This is a genomic window from Arsenophonus nasoniae DSM 15247 (assembly GCF_000429565.1).
In the GTDB taxonomy this organism is placed as follows: domain Bacteria; phylum Pseudomonadota; class Gammaproteobacteria; order Enterobacterales; family Enterobacteriaceae; genus Arsenophonus; species Arsenophonus nasoniae.
The window spans coordinates 43,131-60,425 of sequence record NZ_AUCC01000012.1 but is presented as its reverse complement, the minus strand read 5'-3'; the positions used below and the strand labels follow the sequence as shown (position 1 = coordinate 60,425).

Annotated in this window: 17 protein-coding genes and 2 pseudogenes; 10 read left to right on the top strand and 9 right to left on the bottom strand. The window is 39.0% G+C overall.

Annotated elements, in window-relative coordinates; translation table 11 throughout:
- Positions 1-201: pseudogene (locus G468_RS0104820) on the bottom strand (IS21 family transposase); the annotation flags it as partial.
- A gap of 237 nt (positions 202-438) precedes the next feature.
- On the opposite strand from G468_RS0104820, the gene rhtA reads away from it, so the two are divergent.
- The 3 genes from rhtA to G468_RS0104805 all read left to right on the top strand — a co-directional run bounded on the left by rhtA (position 439) and on the right by G468_RS0104805 (position 2,442).
- Positions 439-1,326 (top strand): threonine/homoserine exporter RhtA, encoded by an 888-nt coding sequence (rhtA, locus tag G468_RS0104815; protein ID WP_026822160.1) that lies wholly within the window; start codon positions 439-441, stop codon positions 1,324-1,326.
- A 241-nt stretch (positions 1,327-1,567) separates the two neighbouring features.
- Positions 1,568-2,074, top strand: coding sequence for a DNA starvation/stationary phase protection protein Dps (gene dps, locus G468_RS0104810; RefSeq protein ID WP_026822159.1), 507 nt, complete (start codon positions 1,568-1,570; stop codon positions 2,072-2,074).
- Positions 2,075-2,220: 146 nt separating this feature from the next.
- Positions 2,221-2,442, top strand: a complete 222-nt coding sequence (locus G468_RS0104805) for an alkylphosphonate utilization protein (protein ID WP_026822158.1) — start codon at positions 2,221-2,223, stop codon at positions 2,440-2,442.
- Positions 2,443-2,481: 39 nt separating this feature from the next.
- Here the strand turns inward: G468_RS0104805 and dinG are convergent, their stop codons facing one another.
- Complete coding sequence (gene dinG, locus G468_RS0104800) at positions 2,482-4,605, bottom strand: ATP-dependent DNA helicase DinG (RefSeq protein ID WP_026822157.1); 2,124 nt, start codon at positions 4,603-4,605, stop codon at positions 2,482-2,484.
- Between the two features lie 185 nt (positions 4,606-4,790).
- Between dinG and sseA the strand changes: the two genes are divergently transcribed.
- From sseA to G468_RS19705, 3 genes and pseudogenes are all read left to right on the top strand, one after another.
- Positions 4,791-5,633, top strand: a complete 843-nt coding sequence (sseA, locus tag G468_RS0104795; protein WP_026822156.1) for a 3-mercaptopyruvate sulfurtransferase — start codon at positions 4,791-4,793, stop codon at positions 5,631-5,633.
- A gap of 455 nt (positions 5,634-6,088) precedes the next feature.
- Complete coding sequence (locus tag G468_RS0104790; RefSeq protein ID WP_026822155.1) at positions 6,089-6,268, top strand: hypothetical protein; 180 nt, start codon at positions 6,089-6,091, stop codon at positions 6,266-6,268.
- 3 nt (positions 6,269-6,271) lie between these two features.
- Positions 6,272-6,758: pseudogene (locus tag G468_RS19705) on the top strand (type II toxin-antitoxin system death-on-curing family toxin).
- Positions 6,759-7,146: 388 nt separating this feature from the next.
- Here the strand turns inward: G468_RS19705 and G468_RS0104780 are convergent.
- The 3 genes from G468_RS0104780 to rhlE form a co-directional block, all read right to left on the bottom strand.
- Positions 7,147-7,398 carry a GlsB/YeaQ/YmgE family stress response membrane protein gene (locus G468_RS0104780; RefSeq protein ID WP_026822154.1) on the bottom strand — a complete coding sequence of 84 codons (252 nt, stop codon included), beginning with the start codon at positions 7,396-7,398 and terminating at the stop codon, positions 7,147-7,149.
- Positions 7,399-7,618: 220 nt separating this feature from the next.
- A complete protein-coding gene (gene dusC, locus G468_RS0104775) occupies positions 7,619-8,560 on the bottom strand; it encodes a tRNA dihydrouridine(16) synthase DusC (RefSeq protein ID WP_026822153.1) in 942 nt (313 codons plus the stop codon).
- A gap of 7 nt (positions 8,561-8,567) precedes the next feature.
- Positions 8,568-9,866 (bottom strand): ATP-dependent RNA helicase RhlE, encoded by a 1,299-nt coding sequence (rhlE, locus tag G468_RS0104770; protein ID WP_034249315.1) that lies wholly within the window; start codon positions 9,864-9,866, stop codon positions 8,568-8,570.
- A gap of 249 nt (positions 9,867-10,115) precedes the next feature.
- On the opposite strand from rhlE, the gene hlyD reads away from it, so the two are divergent.
- From hlyD to G468_RS0104750, 4 genes are read left to right on the top strand one after another with little or no spacing between them, the layout of a single operon-like run.
- The gene (hlyD, locus tag G468_RS0104765) at positions 10,116-11,111 is read left to right on the top strand and encodes a secretion protein HlyD (protein WP_026822151.1); all 996 of its coding nucleotides are present in this window, start codon (positions 10,116-10,118) and stop codon (positions 11,109-11,111) included.
- Between the two features lie 10 nt (positions 11,112-11,121).
- Positions 11,122-12,858: an ATP-binding cassette domain-containing protein gene (locus tag G468_RS0104760; protein ID WP_026822150.1), complete on the top strand. Its 1,737-nt coding sequence runs from the start codon at positions 11,122-11,124 to the stop codon at positions 12,856-12,858.
- A complete protein-coding gene (locus tag G468_RS0104755; protein WP_026822149.1) occupies positions 12,855-14,012 on the top strand; it encodes an ABC transporter permease in 1,158 nt (385 codons plus the stop codon). The genes G468_RS0104760 and G468_RS0104755 overlap by 4 nt, the downstream gene beginning before the upstream one ends.
- A gap of 9 nt (positions 14,013-14,021) precedes the next feature.
- Positions 14,022-15,128, top strand: coding sequence for an ABC transporter permease (locus G468_RS0104750; protein ID WP_026822148.1), 1,107 nt, complete (start codon positions 14,022-14,024; stop codon positions 15,126-15,128).
- A 70-nt stretch (positions 15,129-15,198) separates the two neighbouring features.
- Here the strand turns inward: G468_RS0104750 and G468_RS0104745 are convergent, their stop codons facing one another.
- From G468_RS0104745 to moaC, 4 genes are all read right to left on the bottom strand, one after another.
- Positions 15,199-15,909, bottom strand: coding sequence for a Bax inhibitor-1/YccA family protein (locus tag G468_RS0104745; RefSeq protein ID WP_026822147.1), 711 nt, complete (start codon positions 15,907-15,909; stop codon positions 15,199-15,201).
- A 196-nt stretch (positions 15,910-16,105) separates the two neighbouring features.
- Positions 16,106-16,558, bottom strand: a complete 453-nt coding sequence (moaE, locus tag G468_RS0104740) for a molybdopterin synthase catalytic subunit MoaE (RefSeq protein WP_026822146.1) — start codon at positions 16,556-16,558, stop codon at positions 16,106-16,108.
- The gene (gene moaD / locus G468_RS0104735) at positions 16,559-16,804 is read right to left on the bottom strand and encodes a molybdopterin synthase sulfur carrier subunit (RefSeq protein ID WP_026822145.1); all 246 of its coding nucleotides are present in this window, start codon (positions 16,802-16,804) and stop codon (positions 16,559-16,561) included.
- Positions 16,801-17,280, bottom strand: coding sequence for a cyclic pyranopterin monophosphate synthase MoaC (moaC, locus tag G468_RS0104730; RefSeq protein ID WP_026822144.1), 480 nt, complete (start codon positions 17,278-17,280; stop codon positions 16,801-16,803). Before moaC ends, moaD begins: the two co-directional genes overlap by 4 nt.
- Positions 17,281-17,295: the final 15 nt, after the last annotated feature.

Genomic DNA, 17,295 nt, shown 5'->3' with positions numbered 1-17,295 from the left:
AATTCGCTGAAGCAAATAAGGTTTAAAGGGGGATAATTTAGTCGGTTGTTGACTTCTTTTAGCATAAGTTGGCATTGTCTGTTGTTGTAAATGATGTTTTACGGTGTTACGGGATATACCCAACTCACTGGCAATTTTTCGAAGGCTTTGTTCTTGTGCAAAGCGAACATGAATATCCACAAATATCTCCTTGGTTAACATAAATTATCCGTACAAAAATGTGCGAATAATACCAAGTGGATCAGTTTTAGATGATCGTTAGTGGATCAGTTTTGCATGATCGGTGACACTATTTACAATCGGCAATAAAAAGAATATTTGTTTAATTTTTTTTATGTAATAATTACTCAATATCATTAAGTAAATCTTGCTGTTACTGAGTTTTTATTTAATTTTCTAACATTTATTTGGTTCTATATTTATTGAGGTTACCTCCAGATGTCATTTGTCTTAAATCAAAAGCGTAAGACGCTATTGCCAGTATTGTTGTTGCTCTTTGCAATGGTATCAATACAAAGTGGTGCTTCATTAGCCAAAAGTCTATTTCCAACTATCGGTGCACTTGGCGTAACGGCTTTAAGACTATTTTTGGCAACGATTATTCTATTTATAATTTTTAAACCTTGGCGAAAAAAGTTACGTGGCCATTCATTAAAACATTTACTTATTTATGGTATCTCGTTAGGTTCAATGAATTCGCTGTTTTATCTATCGTTAGAAAGGATCCCGTTGGGGGTTGCCGTTGCGTTAGAGTTCACCGGCCCTTTAGCCGTTGCAATGTTCTCATCTCGCCGGGCGATTGATTTTGTTTGGATATTAATGGTTATTGTTGGATTAGGCTTTCTACTACCGATTAGAAACAGTATTAATAGTTTAGATCCTGTTGGTGTTGTTTATGCATTAGCTGCCGGTATTTGTTGGGCAATGTATATCATCTTTGGTCAGCGGGCTGGGGCAGGTTATGGCTCAGCAACAGTCGCTTTAGGTTCGTTTATCTCGACATTGATTTTTTTTCCGGTTGGCCTTCTCACCGTTGGCATCGCGCCTCTATTTGATCTGTCAATTCTACCGATTGCACTTGCAGTTGCTATTTTGTCAACCGCCTTCCCCTACACGCTTGAAATGTTTGCCCTAACACGCATGCCGGCGAAAACATTTGGTACCTTAATGAGTTTGGAACCGGCAATGGGAGCTTTTATGGGCATGATATTTCTCAATGAACACTTAACGTTAACCCAGTGGTTCGCGCTATTTTGTATTATTGGCGCATCAATTGGTTCAACATCAACGATGAAAACAAAAAGCGAAACAGTCGAAATCAATTAAGTCGTTCTTCCCGCTCAAACAGTGTGAATTCAAACCTAAATTCACACTGTAACTTGTTGCTAATTTGCCTTGCATTCCTATTTTTTATCACCATATTTATAATTGTAAGTAATAAAATAACGCTTACATCAATATTACCTATCAATTTAATAGGATCAAATGATAAGACTATTGATCAATAATAAGCTATTTTTTAGATATAAAGTATTAATACATTATTTGATATAACGGGAGCGTAATAATGAGCACAGCTAAATTAGTTAAAGTACCAAAAATTGATTTACTCTATACCCGTAATGATATTAGTGATAGTACCAAAAAACACGTTGTTTCTGTTTTAAATCCGCTAGTTGCCCAACTTATCAATCTTTCATTAATGACCAAACAAGCGCATTGGAACCTGCGCGGTAGAAACTTTATTGCGGTTCATGAATTATTAGATGAATTTAATTCCTCTATTTTAGAGCACCAAGATGAATTAGCTGAGCGGGTAGTACAAATGGGCGGTACGGCGATGGGCACGATTGAGTATGTGCATGACCACACCCCACTTAAAGCCTATCCAACTAATATTCACGATGTACAAGATCATTTGAAAGCTTTGGCTGATCGCGGTGCAGTGGTAGCCAATAATGTTCGTAAAGCGATTGGTGAAGTAGGTGAAGTCGATGCGGAAGATATTCTTACCGCGGCTTCTCGTGATCTGGATAAATATCTGTGGTTTATTGAAGCAAATATTGAAAAGTAACTAATACCTTATTGATAACTATATAAAAATAAAATGTCGTCATTTAGCCACACAGGAGTGTGGTTTTTTATTTTTGCTATCCCCTTAATATCAATTAATTATTTTACTATAATTGTCAACATAGTAAGCAATCAATAAGGATTTTTATGGATATTGTCGTTAAAGACGCTAATGGGGCACACTTAAGCGATGGAGATAGTGTGCAAGTTACAAAAGATCTCAAAGTTAAAGGAACATCAAAGACCTTAAAACGAGGTACGGCAATAAAAAACATTCGCCTAACGCAAAATAAAGATGAAATTGAGTGTAACGCAGAAGGCATTAAAGGTTTAGTGTTAAAAACCTGTTTTTTGAAAAAAATTAACTAATTTAAATCAGGAGTAATAAGTAGCAGATAAAAATACTGGTTACTCCACTTTTTTCGTTGATATATTGGATATTTCCGGTTCAACAATCGGAAAGACCGGTAATGAAGCTAATAGACGAGCACCATACTGTTTAGTCCTTAGTCGCTTATCATAGATAATAATCTCACCATAACAATTATGACTACGGATCAAGCGACCGACTTGCTGAATTAACGTGAACGAGGCAGTTGGCAAACTTTGTACTTCAAATGGATAAAGTTTTAACGTTTTTAACCATTCATTTTCAGTAATGAAAATCGGGTTTGTGATCGGAGGAAAAGAGATTTTTTGAATATGTATTTGTGACAAATAATCGCCTTTGAGATCCAATCCTTCAGCAAAGGATTGCAATCCAACTAATACGCTAGTAAGCCCTTGATCAACACGTTGGCAATGGGTTTCTACCAACCGATAGCGCGGTTTATCTCCTTGAACCAACAATTGGCCGCGTAACTCTTTAATATGATGTAAAAAACCTTCCATTGCACGTTGGCTACTAAACAGAAATAGGATGCCGCGATGTTTTCCGGACTGGAGTTGTTGTTTAAAATAAGCAGCCATTTCCGCTAAATGTAATATTTCATTTTGCAGGGTCGGTTCAATCGACATTTTAGGGATCACTAACCGCCCCTGTCGAACATGATCAAAAGAAGCATCTAAGCTAACAAAGCGATCATCGTCACGCTCATTTAACCCTGTTAGCTCCGTGAAACGGCTATAACTCTCTAATGAGCGCAAAGTGGCTGACGTCACTATGATGTGAGGAATATTTTGCCATAACAGCTTTTCTAATTGTTCACTAACCCGTATACCGGCACAATGAAAATAGTAATGTAACTGATTTTTGTCATAATGACGGCTCAACCATTTGGATACCGGCGCATTTGATGAAGTTTCACAACCCGCTAAACGCCAAAGTTTAACCATATTTTGCCAGTAACTGAGCATTTTACCACTGATGAGCAGGCTACGATGCAAACTAGCTGCATCATGTTTGCCACTCTGTTCAGACAAGTGATCAACTATTTTTTCAGTAAGCACAACCAAATCCTGACTAAGCTGTAAAAGCTGTTGGCAACAAATATCTAATTCGGTCGGTAATTGGCCTAATTTAAATAGATAAATCGGATCCTGGCTTTTGTCTGGTAATAAACGCTGAGTGATTGTCATCACCTGGTGGAAGCAATCAATTAATTTTTGTCTATGCTGGGTTAAATGGTTCGCTTTGGCCAGTTTTGGCGGTTTAACGGGGCGGTATTGGCTTAAATAGTACTCGACGTGACGTACAAAATTATCTAGCTGAGCCGTCAAATGCGTTAAAGTAATATTCCCTTCAACTTCTAAACTATCGCGTGCCACATCAGCGATATGATGCCCTTCATCAAGGACTAACAACATCTTTTTAGCTTCAGGTAACACCGAGCCACTTTCCATCGCTGCCATTACCAACGCATGATTAGTGACAATGACATCAACTTGCTCAATTTTCCATCTTGCCAAAAAAAAGGGACAGCAATGATAAAACTGACAATTTCTGGCTAAACATCCGACTTTATCGGTACTAATTTTTTGCCATAAACGGTCATCTAAAGCGCTTTTATAATGATCTCGGACTCCATCCCAGAGACCAGCCATAAAATCAGCATGTAACTGCTGACAAGCAGTCCGCTCTTGTTCACTCGTTACCGACATTTCCTGTTGCATTAAATACATTAAGTCAAGCTGCTGCTCATCCACTGCACAGATAGCGGCCAGATTGCGTGGGCACAGATAACGTCTGCGGCCAAAAATAGCGATAAATCGTAGTTCAGGAATAATTTTAGCTAACAAAGGAAGATCTTTATGCAAAATTTGATCTTGCAAAGCAATATTTGCCGTACTAATGACTAAAGGCTTATTTTCTGCCCGACTAATCGCAATACCGGCGATTAAATAAGATAGTGTTTTACCTACCCCGGTCGGTGCTTCAATAACCAAATGACGTCCTTGTTCACCTGATAATGTCTTTGCAACTTCGGCGATCATCTGTCGTTGGACAATACGTGGCATAAAACCATCAATCGAGGTTGATAGCGATTTGTACCAAAGGCTTATTTGATTTTTAATTGCGTTAGTTAGCGCCATAGAAATCTTATATAAAAATATCAACCATTCGGTTGATGAGTATAAAACGATAAAATCTTTAATTTATCATAGTGTTTTATCGATAGGATAAAAATTTAATCTACGTTTAATTTCTCACTGAAAATCGATATACTATTTTTAATTAACACGCAACCATAAGTTATTGTTTATAATAGAAGGGTATTATGTACGAAGCGTTTTTTGTTAACCCGCAATGGCTTCATCAACATTTAACTAATGAAAATATTATTCTAGTTAATGCTTCTGCACCGCCACCAACCGACCCAACTGATTATCAACAACGCTATTATCAAGAACATATTCCTGGTGCACAATTTTTCAATTTAGATATTGTCGCTGATCAAAGTAACAATCTACCTCATATGCTGCCAGATGAAATAACTTTCACTCATGCCGTTGAGCAATTAGGTATTAGCAATCATCATCAAGTGGTTATTTATGATCAAGGTGCACTATTTTCTGCGCCCCGCGCCTGGTGGACGTTTAAAACATTCGGCTGTAATAATGTCAAAATTTTAACCGGCGGGCTACACGGATGGAAAAAAGCTGGCTATTTGCTCGATTCCGGCATGCCTACGGTGCGTCAAAGACAACATTTCGCTGCTAAGTGTATTCCTGATCAAGCTTTATCACAACAGCAAGTCCTTGCCCTTCTTCAACAAACTAATGTTCAATTTATCGATGCACGCCCAACTGCCCGTTTTAACGCACTGCAACCCGAGCCACGTCTAGGATTGCGGATGGGACATTTGCCAGGCAGTAAAAATGTTCCTTGGGATTGGTTAGTCAATGAAGGTTGTTATAAATCCCCAGAAGCGTTAAAAACGATTTTTGCCAACCAACAAGTTGACATCACCCTGCCTACAGTAATCAGCTGTGGTTCCGGTATGACTGCCGCTGTAGTATTACTTGCTTTAATAATTTTGGGTAATAAAAATGTCAAACTTTATGACGGCTCTTGGGCTGAATGGGGCCAAGATAATGGATTACCGATTGAAACCAAGTAAGATAAAAACATAATTGCAGTGTTATTAGCAAGGGGAGCCTGAGAAAAAAATATAGCAAATTTGCGTTATGTAACGCAGGACACAATTAAAAAAACTATTCTACTCATCAAGAAAAAGTAGAATGTTGAATCTAAAACACCGTTACTATCTGTATTTCAAGTAAAAATATTTCAGTCATTCTTAATGTCCTATCACAAGTTATCTAAACATGCAATTCACTAATTTAGGGAATTAACAACATTTAACTTATGTTAAACAATGCTCTCATTGACACCAAGTGATTATCCGGCATGACAATTACATGCAGCTTCCTATTTGTCATTTCAGGGAAAACTAAACCAGTCTAGAGCTGGATTTTTACTTATATGTCATCAAAAATAAAACAAGCTTAAGTTGTATTGTTTGCAATATGCTATTATCGTAAAAAAGTTTACATTTTATTAAGAGGCTAAATTATGGGTCACGCATTGAAAAAAGCATTTCGCTTGTCAATACCTGAACGTGACAAAAGCAAAATTGCAAATCCTAAACCAGTGATTAATCAAGATTGCTTTCATACCGAACAGGTTGACAAAGCTTTTGGTTTTGGTTTTGTTAGATATAAAATAACCATGAAGGAACTTTCAAAGGTATAAATGATGCCATTTTCTTTTGCTGAAACAGATAATGGCGTCAGATACTTATCAGTTGATGATATCATATACATCAATAAGAGGCTGATAGAATCCCAAACACCGAATGAACCCATTAAGGTCATCAATAAAAATTCTCTAGGATCATCTCAATCTAGACCTTCTATAGTTAGATATTACGAACAGACTAATGATATGTTTGTTTTATCAGCTTCTTTAATAGAAAGCCTAATTAATAGAAAGCCTAATTCAAAATCATCCATTTGCTAATGGAAACAAACGTACTGCCATGATGTCAGGGTATATATTTTTACTGATCAATGGTTATGAATTAACTGCTCCAGGATCAGAAATGGTTGAAATGGCATGTGGATTAGCGCAAAAAAATTATTCGGTTAAAGAGCTTGAAAATTGGTTATGCTATTGGTCTCGTTCATATGATGTGGTGAATCTGTGCAATCTTTCTATAGATGAGTTAATATCATCTAATTAACGTCTCCTGCGTTAGTTTAAAATAACTAATTGACATGCATCAAGACTACTCTAAGGTGCGACCATTGTAGCCAGCGTGACATATAGCGATTGCAAGCTTAGTCAACGCTGAGAATAAGCCCCAATCATGGGGCTTTTGCTTATTATTCATCTCATGATTTAAAACACATCTATGACAAGCTGGTTAACACCCCCAAAAAACCATTCAACCAATTGATATTATTAAATTTATAACTGGCTGGTTATAGAAAATTTTCATTGCCAGTGATACTTAAAATAACCTCTTTAAAGACTGTGAACTGATCCATAAATAATAAAATAAAAACATAACTACCAGTTAGCAGTTATGTTTTTATATGAGAAATGCTTATTATCTTTAGATAAATGGTCTATGGGCGACCGACCATTCCGGCAATAAAAAGGACCACGATAGCGCCAATTACCGCAACAATAAAACTGCTTAAATTAAAGCCGTCCACTTTGCCTTTACCAAAGAAGGTACTAATATATCCGCCGACCACTGCACCGACAATACCGAGGATAATGGTCATGATAATCCCCATATTGTAAGCACCTGGCATGACCCACTTAGCAATAATACCAGCGATCAAACCAAAAATAACCCAGGACAAAATACCCATACACACCCTCCGAAATATCCAACATATTAAATAAGTCAAAAAACTAACTTGCTAACATTTCAAATATATGAACACTTTTTAGTAAAGAACCTAACCGCCAGAAATGCAAATAGATAAGCTATTTTTTATAAAAAATTTGTGATAATCATTTTATATTTATTGATTAGGAACTTTATAATATATTGTATTTGATAATTTTTTTTCAGTATGTTGTGACAAGTCAACAAAAAGTATGACGTTCAATTATATTAGCAATATCGGCCGATTTTTTCACTACTCGGATCTGATTAAATAATTTCGCCGCTTCAACATATTTTTTGCGCAAATAACCTAGCCACTGTTTAATACGCGCTGTGTGATATTGACCCGTATCACCTTGTTTTTCTAATTGAATGTATTTAAACAAAAGTTGCATAACCTGCGACCAGGCCATCGGTTCAGTTTGATATTTTATCACCTGAGCCAGGTTAGGAACATGTAATCCACCGCGGCCAATCATCAGCGCGTCACAGCCGGTTATAGTCCTGCACTCATTTGCACTACACCAATCCCAAATTTCACCATTGGCGATAACAGGTATCGTTAATTTTTGCCGTATCCGGCCGATAGTTAGCGAATCAATTTTTTCTGCCCGATACCCCTCAGCCTTGGTTCTACCATGAATAATAATTTCTGTCGCGCCAGCCTGTTGCACGGCATCAGCAATTTCAAATGCCAGACAGCGATCATCCCAACCTAACCTAACCTTTACTGAAGTTGGTAAATTAGCGGGTACCGCCGCTCGAATTGCCTTAGCCGCCTGATAAATCCGTTCAGGATCCTTTAATAGTGTTGCCCCGCCACCATGGCCATTGACTGTTGGCGACGGACAACCACAATTAAAATCCACGCCCCAAGAGCCTAATTCTACTGCTCGAGCTGCATTTTCCGCTAACCATTGTGGATGCTGACCAAGTAATTGAATACGCACTAATGTGCCTGATACGGTTTTCCTGGCTTGATATAATTCAGGGCAAATCCGATAAAATGCTTTGGCTGGCAATAAACTATCCACTACCCGCAAAAATTCCGTTATGCAAAGATCGTATTCGTTAACTTCAGTTAATAACTCACGCACTAAAGAATCGAGAACCCCCTCCATCGGGGCAAGTAATATTCGCATTTATCCTCTACCTGGATTTTTTGGCTGCTAAAGTTTTATTATCCACGTTACGAGTTGTCCGTTGTTTTTGTGGTTTACCATTAGCATGAGAGACTTTTGCTGCCGAATGGCGTCGATGTTGTTTGTTTGCTGGTTTTTTTTGCGGCATTGGTTCTGGTCTAATAGTCGGATCAGGTTCATAACCTGCCAATGCCATACGCGGGATACTCTGTTTTAATAATCGCTCAATCGCTGTTAATAAACTTTGCTCATCAATAGCAACTAGCGAAACGGCCAAACCAGTCGCTGCGGCGCGTCCAGTACGTCCAATACGATGCACATAATCCTCTGCCACATTAGGTAATTCGTAATTTACCACATAGGGTAACTGTTCAATATCTAATCCCCTAGCAGCAATATCCGTTGCTACCAACACTCTAATCGCACCTGATTTAAAATCCGCCAGAGCTCTCGTGCGCGCACCTTGACTTTTATTGCCATGAATTGCCATCGCCTTAATCCCATCTTTAATCAGATGTTCAGTTAAACGATTAGCCCCATATTTAGTTCGGGTAAAAACTAATACCTGCTGCCAGTTTTCACTACCAATTAGATAAGAAAGCAATTCTGCTTTACGTCGCTTATCAACAAAATGAATAAGCTGCTTGACCTGCTGTGAGGCGGAATTGCGCGGAGCCACTTCCAATATGGTCGGATTATGCAGCAAACTATTAGCTAATTGTTTAATTTGGTTAGAAAAAGTAGCAGAAAAAAGTAAATTTTGGCGTTTTGTCGGTAATTTATCTAATATCCGTCGTATATCATGAATAAATCCCATATCTAACATGCGATCAGCTTCATCTAATACTAAAATCTCAACCTGTGACAGACTAACAGCATTTTGCTGTACCAAATCGAGCAACCGACCGGGTGTGGCCACTAGAATATCAACTCCACCTCGTAATTTCATCATTTGAGGGTTAATGCTAACACCACCAAAAACTACCAAGGATTTTAAACGCAAAAACTGGCTATAATTACGTACATTTTGTCCAACCTGAGCAGCTAATTCACGGGTCGGTGCCAAAATTAGCGCTCGCACGGGTTTTTTGCCTTTTACGACAACCGGCGTCTGACTAAGATGCTGTAATATAGGCAAAACAAATCCTGCCGTTTTGCCGGTTCCTGTCTGTGCACTGGCCAACAGATCTTTTCCCGCTAATATTGCTGGGATCGCCTGTTGCTGAATTGAAGTCGGCTTTTCATAGCCAGCTTCTTTAATCGCCGATAATATCTCTGCAGATAAACCCAATGAATTAAAACACATAAATATAAAATACCCCAAATTTCATTTGACTTAATTTCAGCCAACTGAATATAAAAACCACCACTATAAGCTATTAAAAAATAGCGGTTGATGACAGTAAAATAACTGATTACTGGCAGTCGCTATCACCGATTAATGAAGACTAAATAAAATAATTTACATAAATTCATCAAATAACAATTAACCTGATAAAATTAATTATGCATAACCTTATTTTATTCCATTTTATTGAACTATTTTAAGGATGCTATGAAAAAAAATCTGCGCTTATTATCTATTGCTATCATTTGTCTATTTATCGCTATTATAGTAGCTGGATACTACTACTATCAAATCCAGCAAAATAAGGCGCTGATTTTGTATGGTAACGTTGATATTAGAACGGTTAATTTAAGCTTCAGAGTTAATGGTAAACTTCAAACACTAAATGTGGATGAAGGAGATAAAATTAGCGCGGGTCAGATCTTAGCTTCACTTGATAAAACACCCTATCAAAATAATCTGCAACGCGCGACAGGTAGCCTTGCTAGCGCAAAAGCTAAATTAGATATGCTTGAAAGTGGTTATCGTAGCCAAGAAATTGCCCAGGTTGAAGCTGAAGTAGCACAAAGGCAAGCCGCCTGGAAATATGCTGATAGTTTTTACCACCGCCAACAAGGGCTTTGGACGCAACGCGTAATTTCCGCCAATGAGTTAGAAAACGCAAAAAACAATCGCAACCAAGCGCTGGCAGCGCTAAATGCAGCAAAAGATAAATTAAATCAATACCAGGCCGGCTATCGAACTGAAGAAATAGCCGCCGCACATGGTGAATGGGAACAGGCGGTTGCCGCATTAGCGCAAGCAAAACTTGATCTGGAAGATACGATATTAACCACACCCTCGCCAGGTACTATTCTAACCCGAGCCATTGAACCAGGAACTATCCTTACTGCCGGTAGCACTGTTTTTACCGTTTCGTTGACCCGACCTGTCTGGGTTAGAGCTTATATCAGTGAACCCCATCTGGGGCAAGCAATACCTGGACGAGAAATATTACTCTATACCGACAGTCGTCCAGACCAACCCTATCATGGTAATATCGGTTTTGTCTCACCAACCGCAGAGTTTACGCCAAAAAGTGTACAAACAGCCGATTTACGTACCGATTTAGTTTATCGTATTCGGGTCATTGTCAATGATGCTGACGATATGTTGCGCCAAGGTATGCCGGTGACACTTCATTTTGCAGACAAAAAACAGTAAGGCTTAATGAATGGTCACCGCTATTGATAAAATAATTTTGACTGAAGTCGAGAAACGCTTTGCTGGCTTAGTCTCACCTGCGCTGGCGACACTGACCACTGAGATCACTGGCGGTTCAGTTACTGGCTTAGTTGGACCTGATGGCGCAGGAAAAACTACGTTATTACGGATGCTTGCTGGTTTATTAAAACCCGATCGCGGTAATATCACTATTTTGGGCTTAGATCCCATCCGTCAAGGTGTTGAAGTTCGTCGTCATCTTGGTTATATGCCACAAAAGTTTGGTCTTTATGAAGATCTTACTGTACAAGAAAATCTGGATTTATATGCCAGCTTATGTGGCGTGATGGGTGAACGTCGACAAAAAATCTATCAGCAATTGCTGGATTTTACCGACCTTACTCGTTTTACCCAACGGCTGGCAGGTAAATTGTCTGGTGGCATGAAACAGAAACTTGGGCTGGCTTGTACATTAATTAGTCGACCGAAAGTTTTGTTGCTAGATGAGCCTGGTGTGGGAGTTGATCCTATTGCTCGGCAAGAGCTTTGGCGCATGGTACATGAATTGGCTAGTGAGGGTATGCTGATCCTTTGGAGTACATCCTACCTAGATGAAGCTGAACAATGCCGAGATATTTTACTGTTAAATCAAGGGCAACTACTCTATCAGGGAGTACCGCAAACATTAACTAACAACATAGCTGGCCGCTCATTTTTACTCCGAGTTCCAGCCTCACAACGCCGGGCATACTTGCAAGAGGCACTATTATTACCGCAGACTACTGACTGCGTTATTCAAGGACATTATATTCGCGTGATCTTGAAGGAAAACAGCCAGCAAACCGATTTTCTAACCAGTCTCAATTTAGCTAATAGTAAATTAATTACCGCCAAACCGCGCTTTGAAGATGCTTTTATTGATTTATTAGGAGGTAGCCCATCGCAACGTTCTGAGCTGGCAGAAATTATGCCGCAAATTCCTGCCGATCCCTCTGAAACGGTCATTGAGGCACAAAATCTTAGCAAACGATTCGGTGACTTTGCCGCAACTGATAACGTTAACTTTGCGGTTAAACGTGGCGAAATTTTTGGCTTGCTTGGCCCAAATGGCGCCGGCAAATCGACAACCTTTAAAATGATGTGCGGATTAATGGTACCCACCGCTGGTAGAGCGTTAGTCTTGGGGATGGATCTAAAAATAAGCTCAAATAAAGCCCGCCAACACCTTGGCTATATGGCGCAAAAATTTTCCCTGTACGGTAATTTAACCGTTGCTCAGAACTTAACGTTTTTCTCTGGTATTTATGGCCTTAGTGGCAGTCAGCAACAGCAAAAAATCAGTAGTATGATCAATGCCTTTAATTTAGCTCCGATACTGAAACAAACCACCGATGAATTGCCATTGGGTTTCAAACAGCGACTCGCTTTAGCCTGCGCGTTGATGCATGAGCCTGACATTCTTTTCTTAGATGAACCCACTTCAGGCGTAGATCCCCTCACGCGAAGAGAATTTTGGTTACATATTAACGGGATGGTAAATAAAGGTGTAACGGTAATGGTTACTACTCATTTTATGGACGAAGCTGAATATTGCGATCGAATTGGTTTAGTTTACCACGGTAAAATAATAGCTGTCGGTACACCTGATGAACTAAAAAGCCAAATTGTTACAGCAGAAAATCAAGATCCGTCGATGGAACAGGCTTTTATTAGTTTGATACTTAACTATGATCGAGGGAAACAATGAAGCAAACAGAAAAACAATCATCCCATGAAGCGCAATTTTCATGGCGTCGTTTATATGCCCTGTGTCTTAAGGAAAGTAAACAGATCTTACGTGATCCCAGTAGTGCACTGATTGCTGTAGTAATTCCATTAATGCTGCTATTTATTTTTGGCTATGGGATCAATTTGGATTCGAGTAAATTACGGCTGGGCATTCTTGTCAATCAACAAAATAACCAAGTACGGCAATTTGTCGCTACCTTTACCGGTTCTCCTTTTATTGAGGCGACAATTAGCGATAATCGAAAATTACTAATTGATAAAATGCAAGCCGGGGAAATTCGCGGTATGGTAGTGATCCCTGTCGATTTTGCTAATCAGCTTAATCGCCCCTCGGGTCATACGTCGCTCTTGGTTATTACCGATGGAAGTGAGCCAAATACTGCCTATTTTGTACAAGCATATACCAAAGGTATTTGGCAAACCTGGCTACAGCAGCAAGGCGAAAATGCCGGTTATAATACTACGCCATTAATTGTTCCTGAATTACGCTTCTGGTTTAATCCAGCAGCAATTAGCCAACATTTTATTATTCCAGGGGCGATCAGTATTATTATTACCGTGGTTGGTGCCATTCTGACTTCACTGGTTGTTGCCCGCGAGTGGGAACGAGGCACTATGGAAGCTTTACTTTCCACCCAAATAACACGCACAGAATTACTACTTTCCAAGCTATTACCCTATCAACTATTAGGCAGCTTTGTCATGCTACTTTGCATGTCAGTCACGGTATTTATTTTACACATTCCTTATCGCGGTTCACTCTGGTTATTATTTATTATTACCAGTCTCTATTTAGCTACTGCCCTTGGTATGGGATTACTTATCTCAACCTTAACTCGTAACCAATTTAACGCCGCTATCGTTGCATTAAATGCCGCTTTTTTACCGGCTATAATGTTGTCTGGCTTTATTTTTGAAATTGATAGTATGCCGTTAGTTATTCAATGGGTAACCTATTTGATCCCGGCTCGTTATTTTGTTAGTAGTTTACAAACGCTATTTCTGGCCGGTGACATTTATTTGGTTCTACTGACCAATTTTCTTTTATTAGTTACGACGGCCATTATCTTTATCGGGCTCACTGCGTTAAAAACACGCCGCAGGCTTGATTAAGGAGAGAATATGCTGCATCGTCTTTATACACTCATTATTAAAGAGTTACAGTCGCTACTACAAGAGCCACAAACCCGTGCAATCCTGATCTTACCCGTTATTTTCCAAATGATATTATTTCCCCTGGCTGCCACTTTAGATGTGACTAACACCACTATAGCTATTTTCAATGAGGATAAAGGCCAAGATTCGATTGAATTGACACAAAGATTGGCAAAATCGACGACTTTCGCTAAAGTATTGCTGCTCAATAATCACCAACAGGTTGCTGAAACCATCAATAATCGTAAGGCGCTGCTAGTCATACATTTTCCGCAAAATTTTAGTGCTCAACTAGCACAAAGAAAATCGACACCGGTTCAATTAATCCTTGATGGTAGAAATTCCAATAGTGCCCAGATCGCTGCTAATACAGTTACTCAAGTTATTGAAAATTATCAACAACGGTTATCTAACCCCCAGATGGCAAAAAACAATAGCGAATTAATCATTCGCAATTGGTATAATTCTAATCTTGATTATAAATGGTTTATCGTGCCATCTCTGGTAGCACTAATTACTACTATTGATGTATTAGTCGTCACTTCCTTATCAATTGCCCGTGAGCGCGAACAAGGAACGCTGGATCAATTATTGGTTTCACCTCTGACTACCTGGCAGATCTTTATTGGTAAAGCGGTTCCGGCATTACTGATTGCCACCTTTCAAGCCACATTAGTACTCATCATTGGCATTTTTTGTTACAAAATTCCATTTTCTGGTTCATTATTAGTTTTTTATAGCACGATGACGATTTACGGTTTGTCTTTAGTCGGTTTTGGCTTATTGATCTCTGCTATGTGCTCAACTCAACAACAAGCATTTATTGGTGTATTTGTATTTATGATGCCAGCAGTATTGTTATCAGGCTATGTTTCACCCATAGAAAACATGCCGATTTGGTTACAAAATTTCACCTGGATCAATCCTATTCGACATTTTACTGATATCACTAAACAAATTTATTTAAAAAATGCCGATTTTGCCGTGCTGTGGCATAACTTGTGGCCATTAATTATTATTTCGTTATGTACTACAACCCTGGCATATTGGTTATTTAGTCGAAAAATTGCCTGATTGTTTGAATAACAACATAAAAAAATCCCGCTAATATTATCAGCAGGATTTTTTTATGAAACAGATTAAATTAACGGCGATCGCCAAGAATACGTAACATCATTAAGAACAAGTTAATAAAATCTAAATAGAGTGTCAACGCACCAAGAATAGCGTATTTACGCATACCCTCTTGATCACGGCTATCAATTTGGTTGCCCATATCTTTTAATTTCTGCGTATCATAAGCCGTCAAACCTGAAAAGATTAATACACCTGCATAGGTGATAACCAAGGTTAAGCCAGAACTTTGCAGCCAAATATTCACTAATGAGGCAATAATTAGCCCGATTAGTGCCATAAATAAGAAGCTACCCATGCCACTTAAGCTGCGTTTGGTTGTATAGCCATAAAAACTTAGTGCACCGAACATAGCAGCGGTGATAAAGAAGGTGCTGGCAACAGAAGCGCCAGTATAGGCAACTAAGACCAGAGAAATGGTTAGGCCTGTCAGCGCCGAGTAGAGCATAAACATTGCCGTTGCCAGCCCTGCGCTCAATTTAGGCAACAGAAATGACAACCCAATGACTAATGCAAATTCAGCAATAATGAGGCCTATCAATACCCAACCATGCGTTGCCAGGTACATAATAATATTACTATTATTAATTGCATACCAAGCAACAAACGCAGTTAATAACAAACCTACCGTCATCCAGCCGTATACTTGCGCCATATAGGCTTGAATACCTGCGCCAGCGCGCTGGACGATCGAATCATTTTGACGTTCAAATCGATCCATGATGATTACCCTCATCACTTGCGTTAAAGATAAAGCTATTTAATAAACTAAATAACTCAGTAAACTTAAGTTAAGTCTATCATAATTTTTTGCTAAAACCATGGTTTGATATGAGCAAATAAACGAAGATTTTACATTACTTTTACTTTATTGAGCTAAACTTCAATAAATTGAAATAAATTCAATAAATATTGGCTTACCAACGCTCAAATGCGGCTTGATCACTCAGTCTGGCTTCAACCCAGCGTTGCCCTTGAGTGAAATGTTCTTTTTTCCAAAATGGCGCTTTAGTTTTCATATAATCCATAATAAATTCGGCGGCTGAAAAAGCACTGCTACGATGCTCGCTGGTAACACCAACAAACACGATTTCCTCGCCTGGTTGTAAAGTACCAATCCGGTGGATAATACAGATACGTTGCAATTGCCAACGACAACGTGCTTCATTAGCAATATTCTGTAACGCTTTTTCTGTCATGACTGGATAATGCTCAAGAGTGAGAGTTTTTATATTATCACCCAAGTTATGATTACGCACTTTACCGGTAAAAGTTACCACCGCCCCATCATCCTGACATTGAGCTAACCATTCATATTGCTCAGCCACATTAAAATTCGCTTGTTGAATAACCAGCCGTGTATCTGTCATTTATCCTCCCGTTACCTGTGGAAAAAATGCAATTTCATCACCAGCAGTTAACGGATGATCTGGCTGTACAAAGGTATGATTGACCGCAAAAAGCAGTTTTTGCTTTTCTAAGGCTAACGCCCAGCGCTCACCACGTTGGCTTAATGCATCACGTAATTCTTCTACCGTTGCATAGCGATTTTCTAACTCTAATCTATCGGTGCCTATCAATTCACGGACTTGGGCAAAGAAAAGCACTTTTATCATGACGTTATCCTAAAATCAGCGGATTTACCGCCCGTTTTTTCCAATAACCTAACCGCACTAATCACCATATCTTTTTGCACCGCTTTACACATATCATAGATGGTTAATGCGGCGATTGATGCGGCGGTTAGCGCTTCCATTTCAACGCCCGTTTTTCCTGATAATCGACAATATGACTCAATCCGAATGCGATTATCACTTATTTGCGCTTCCAATAAAACTTCTACTTTACTGAGTAATAGCGGATGACAAAGCGGGATCAAATCCCAAGTTTTTTTGGCGGCCATAATACCTGCAATACGAGCGGTAGCGAAAACATCACCTTTATGATGACGACCATTAATAATCATATTAAGTGTCTGGGCATTCATTGTTATTATTGCTTCAGCTCGCGCTTCACGAATGGTTTCCGCTTTACTAGCTACATCCACCATATACGCCTCACCCGCTGAATTGATATGGGTTAGTTGAGACATCGTAAGCTCCTTAGG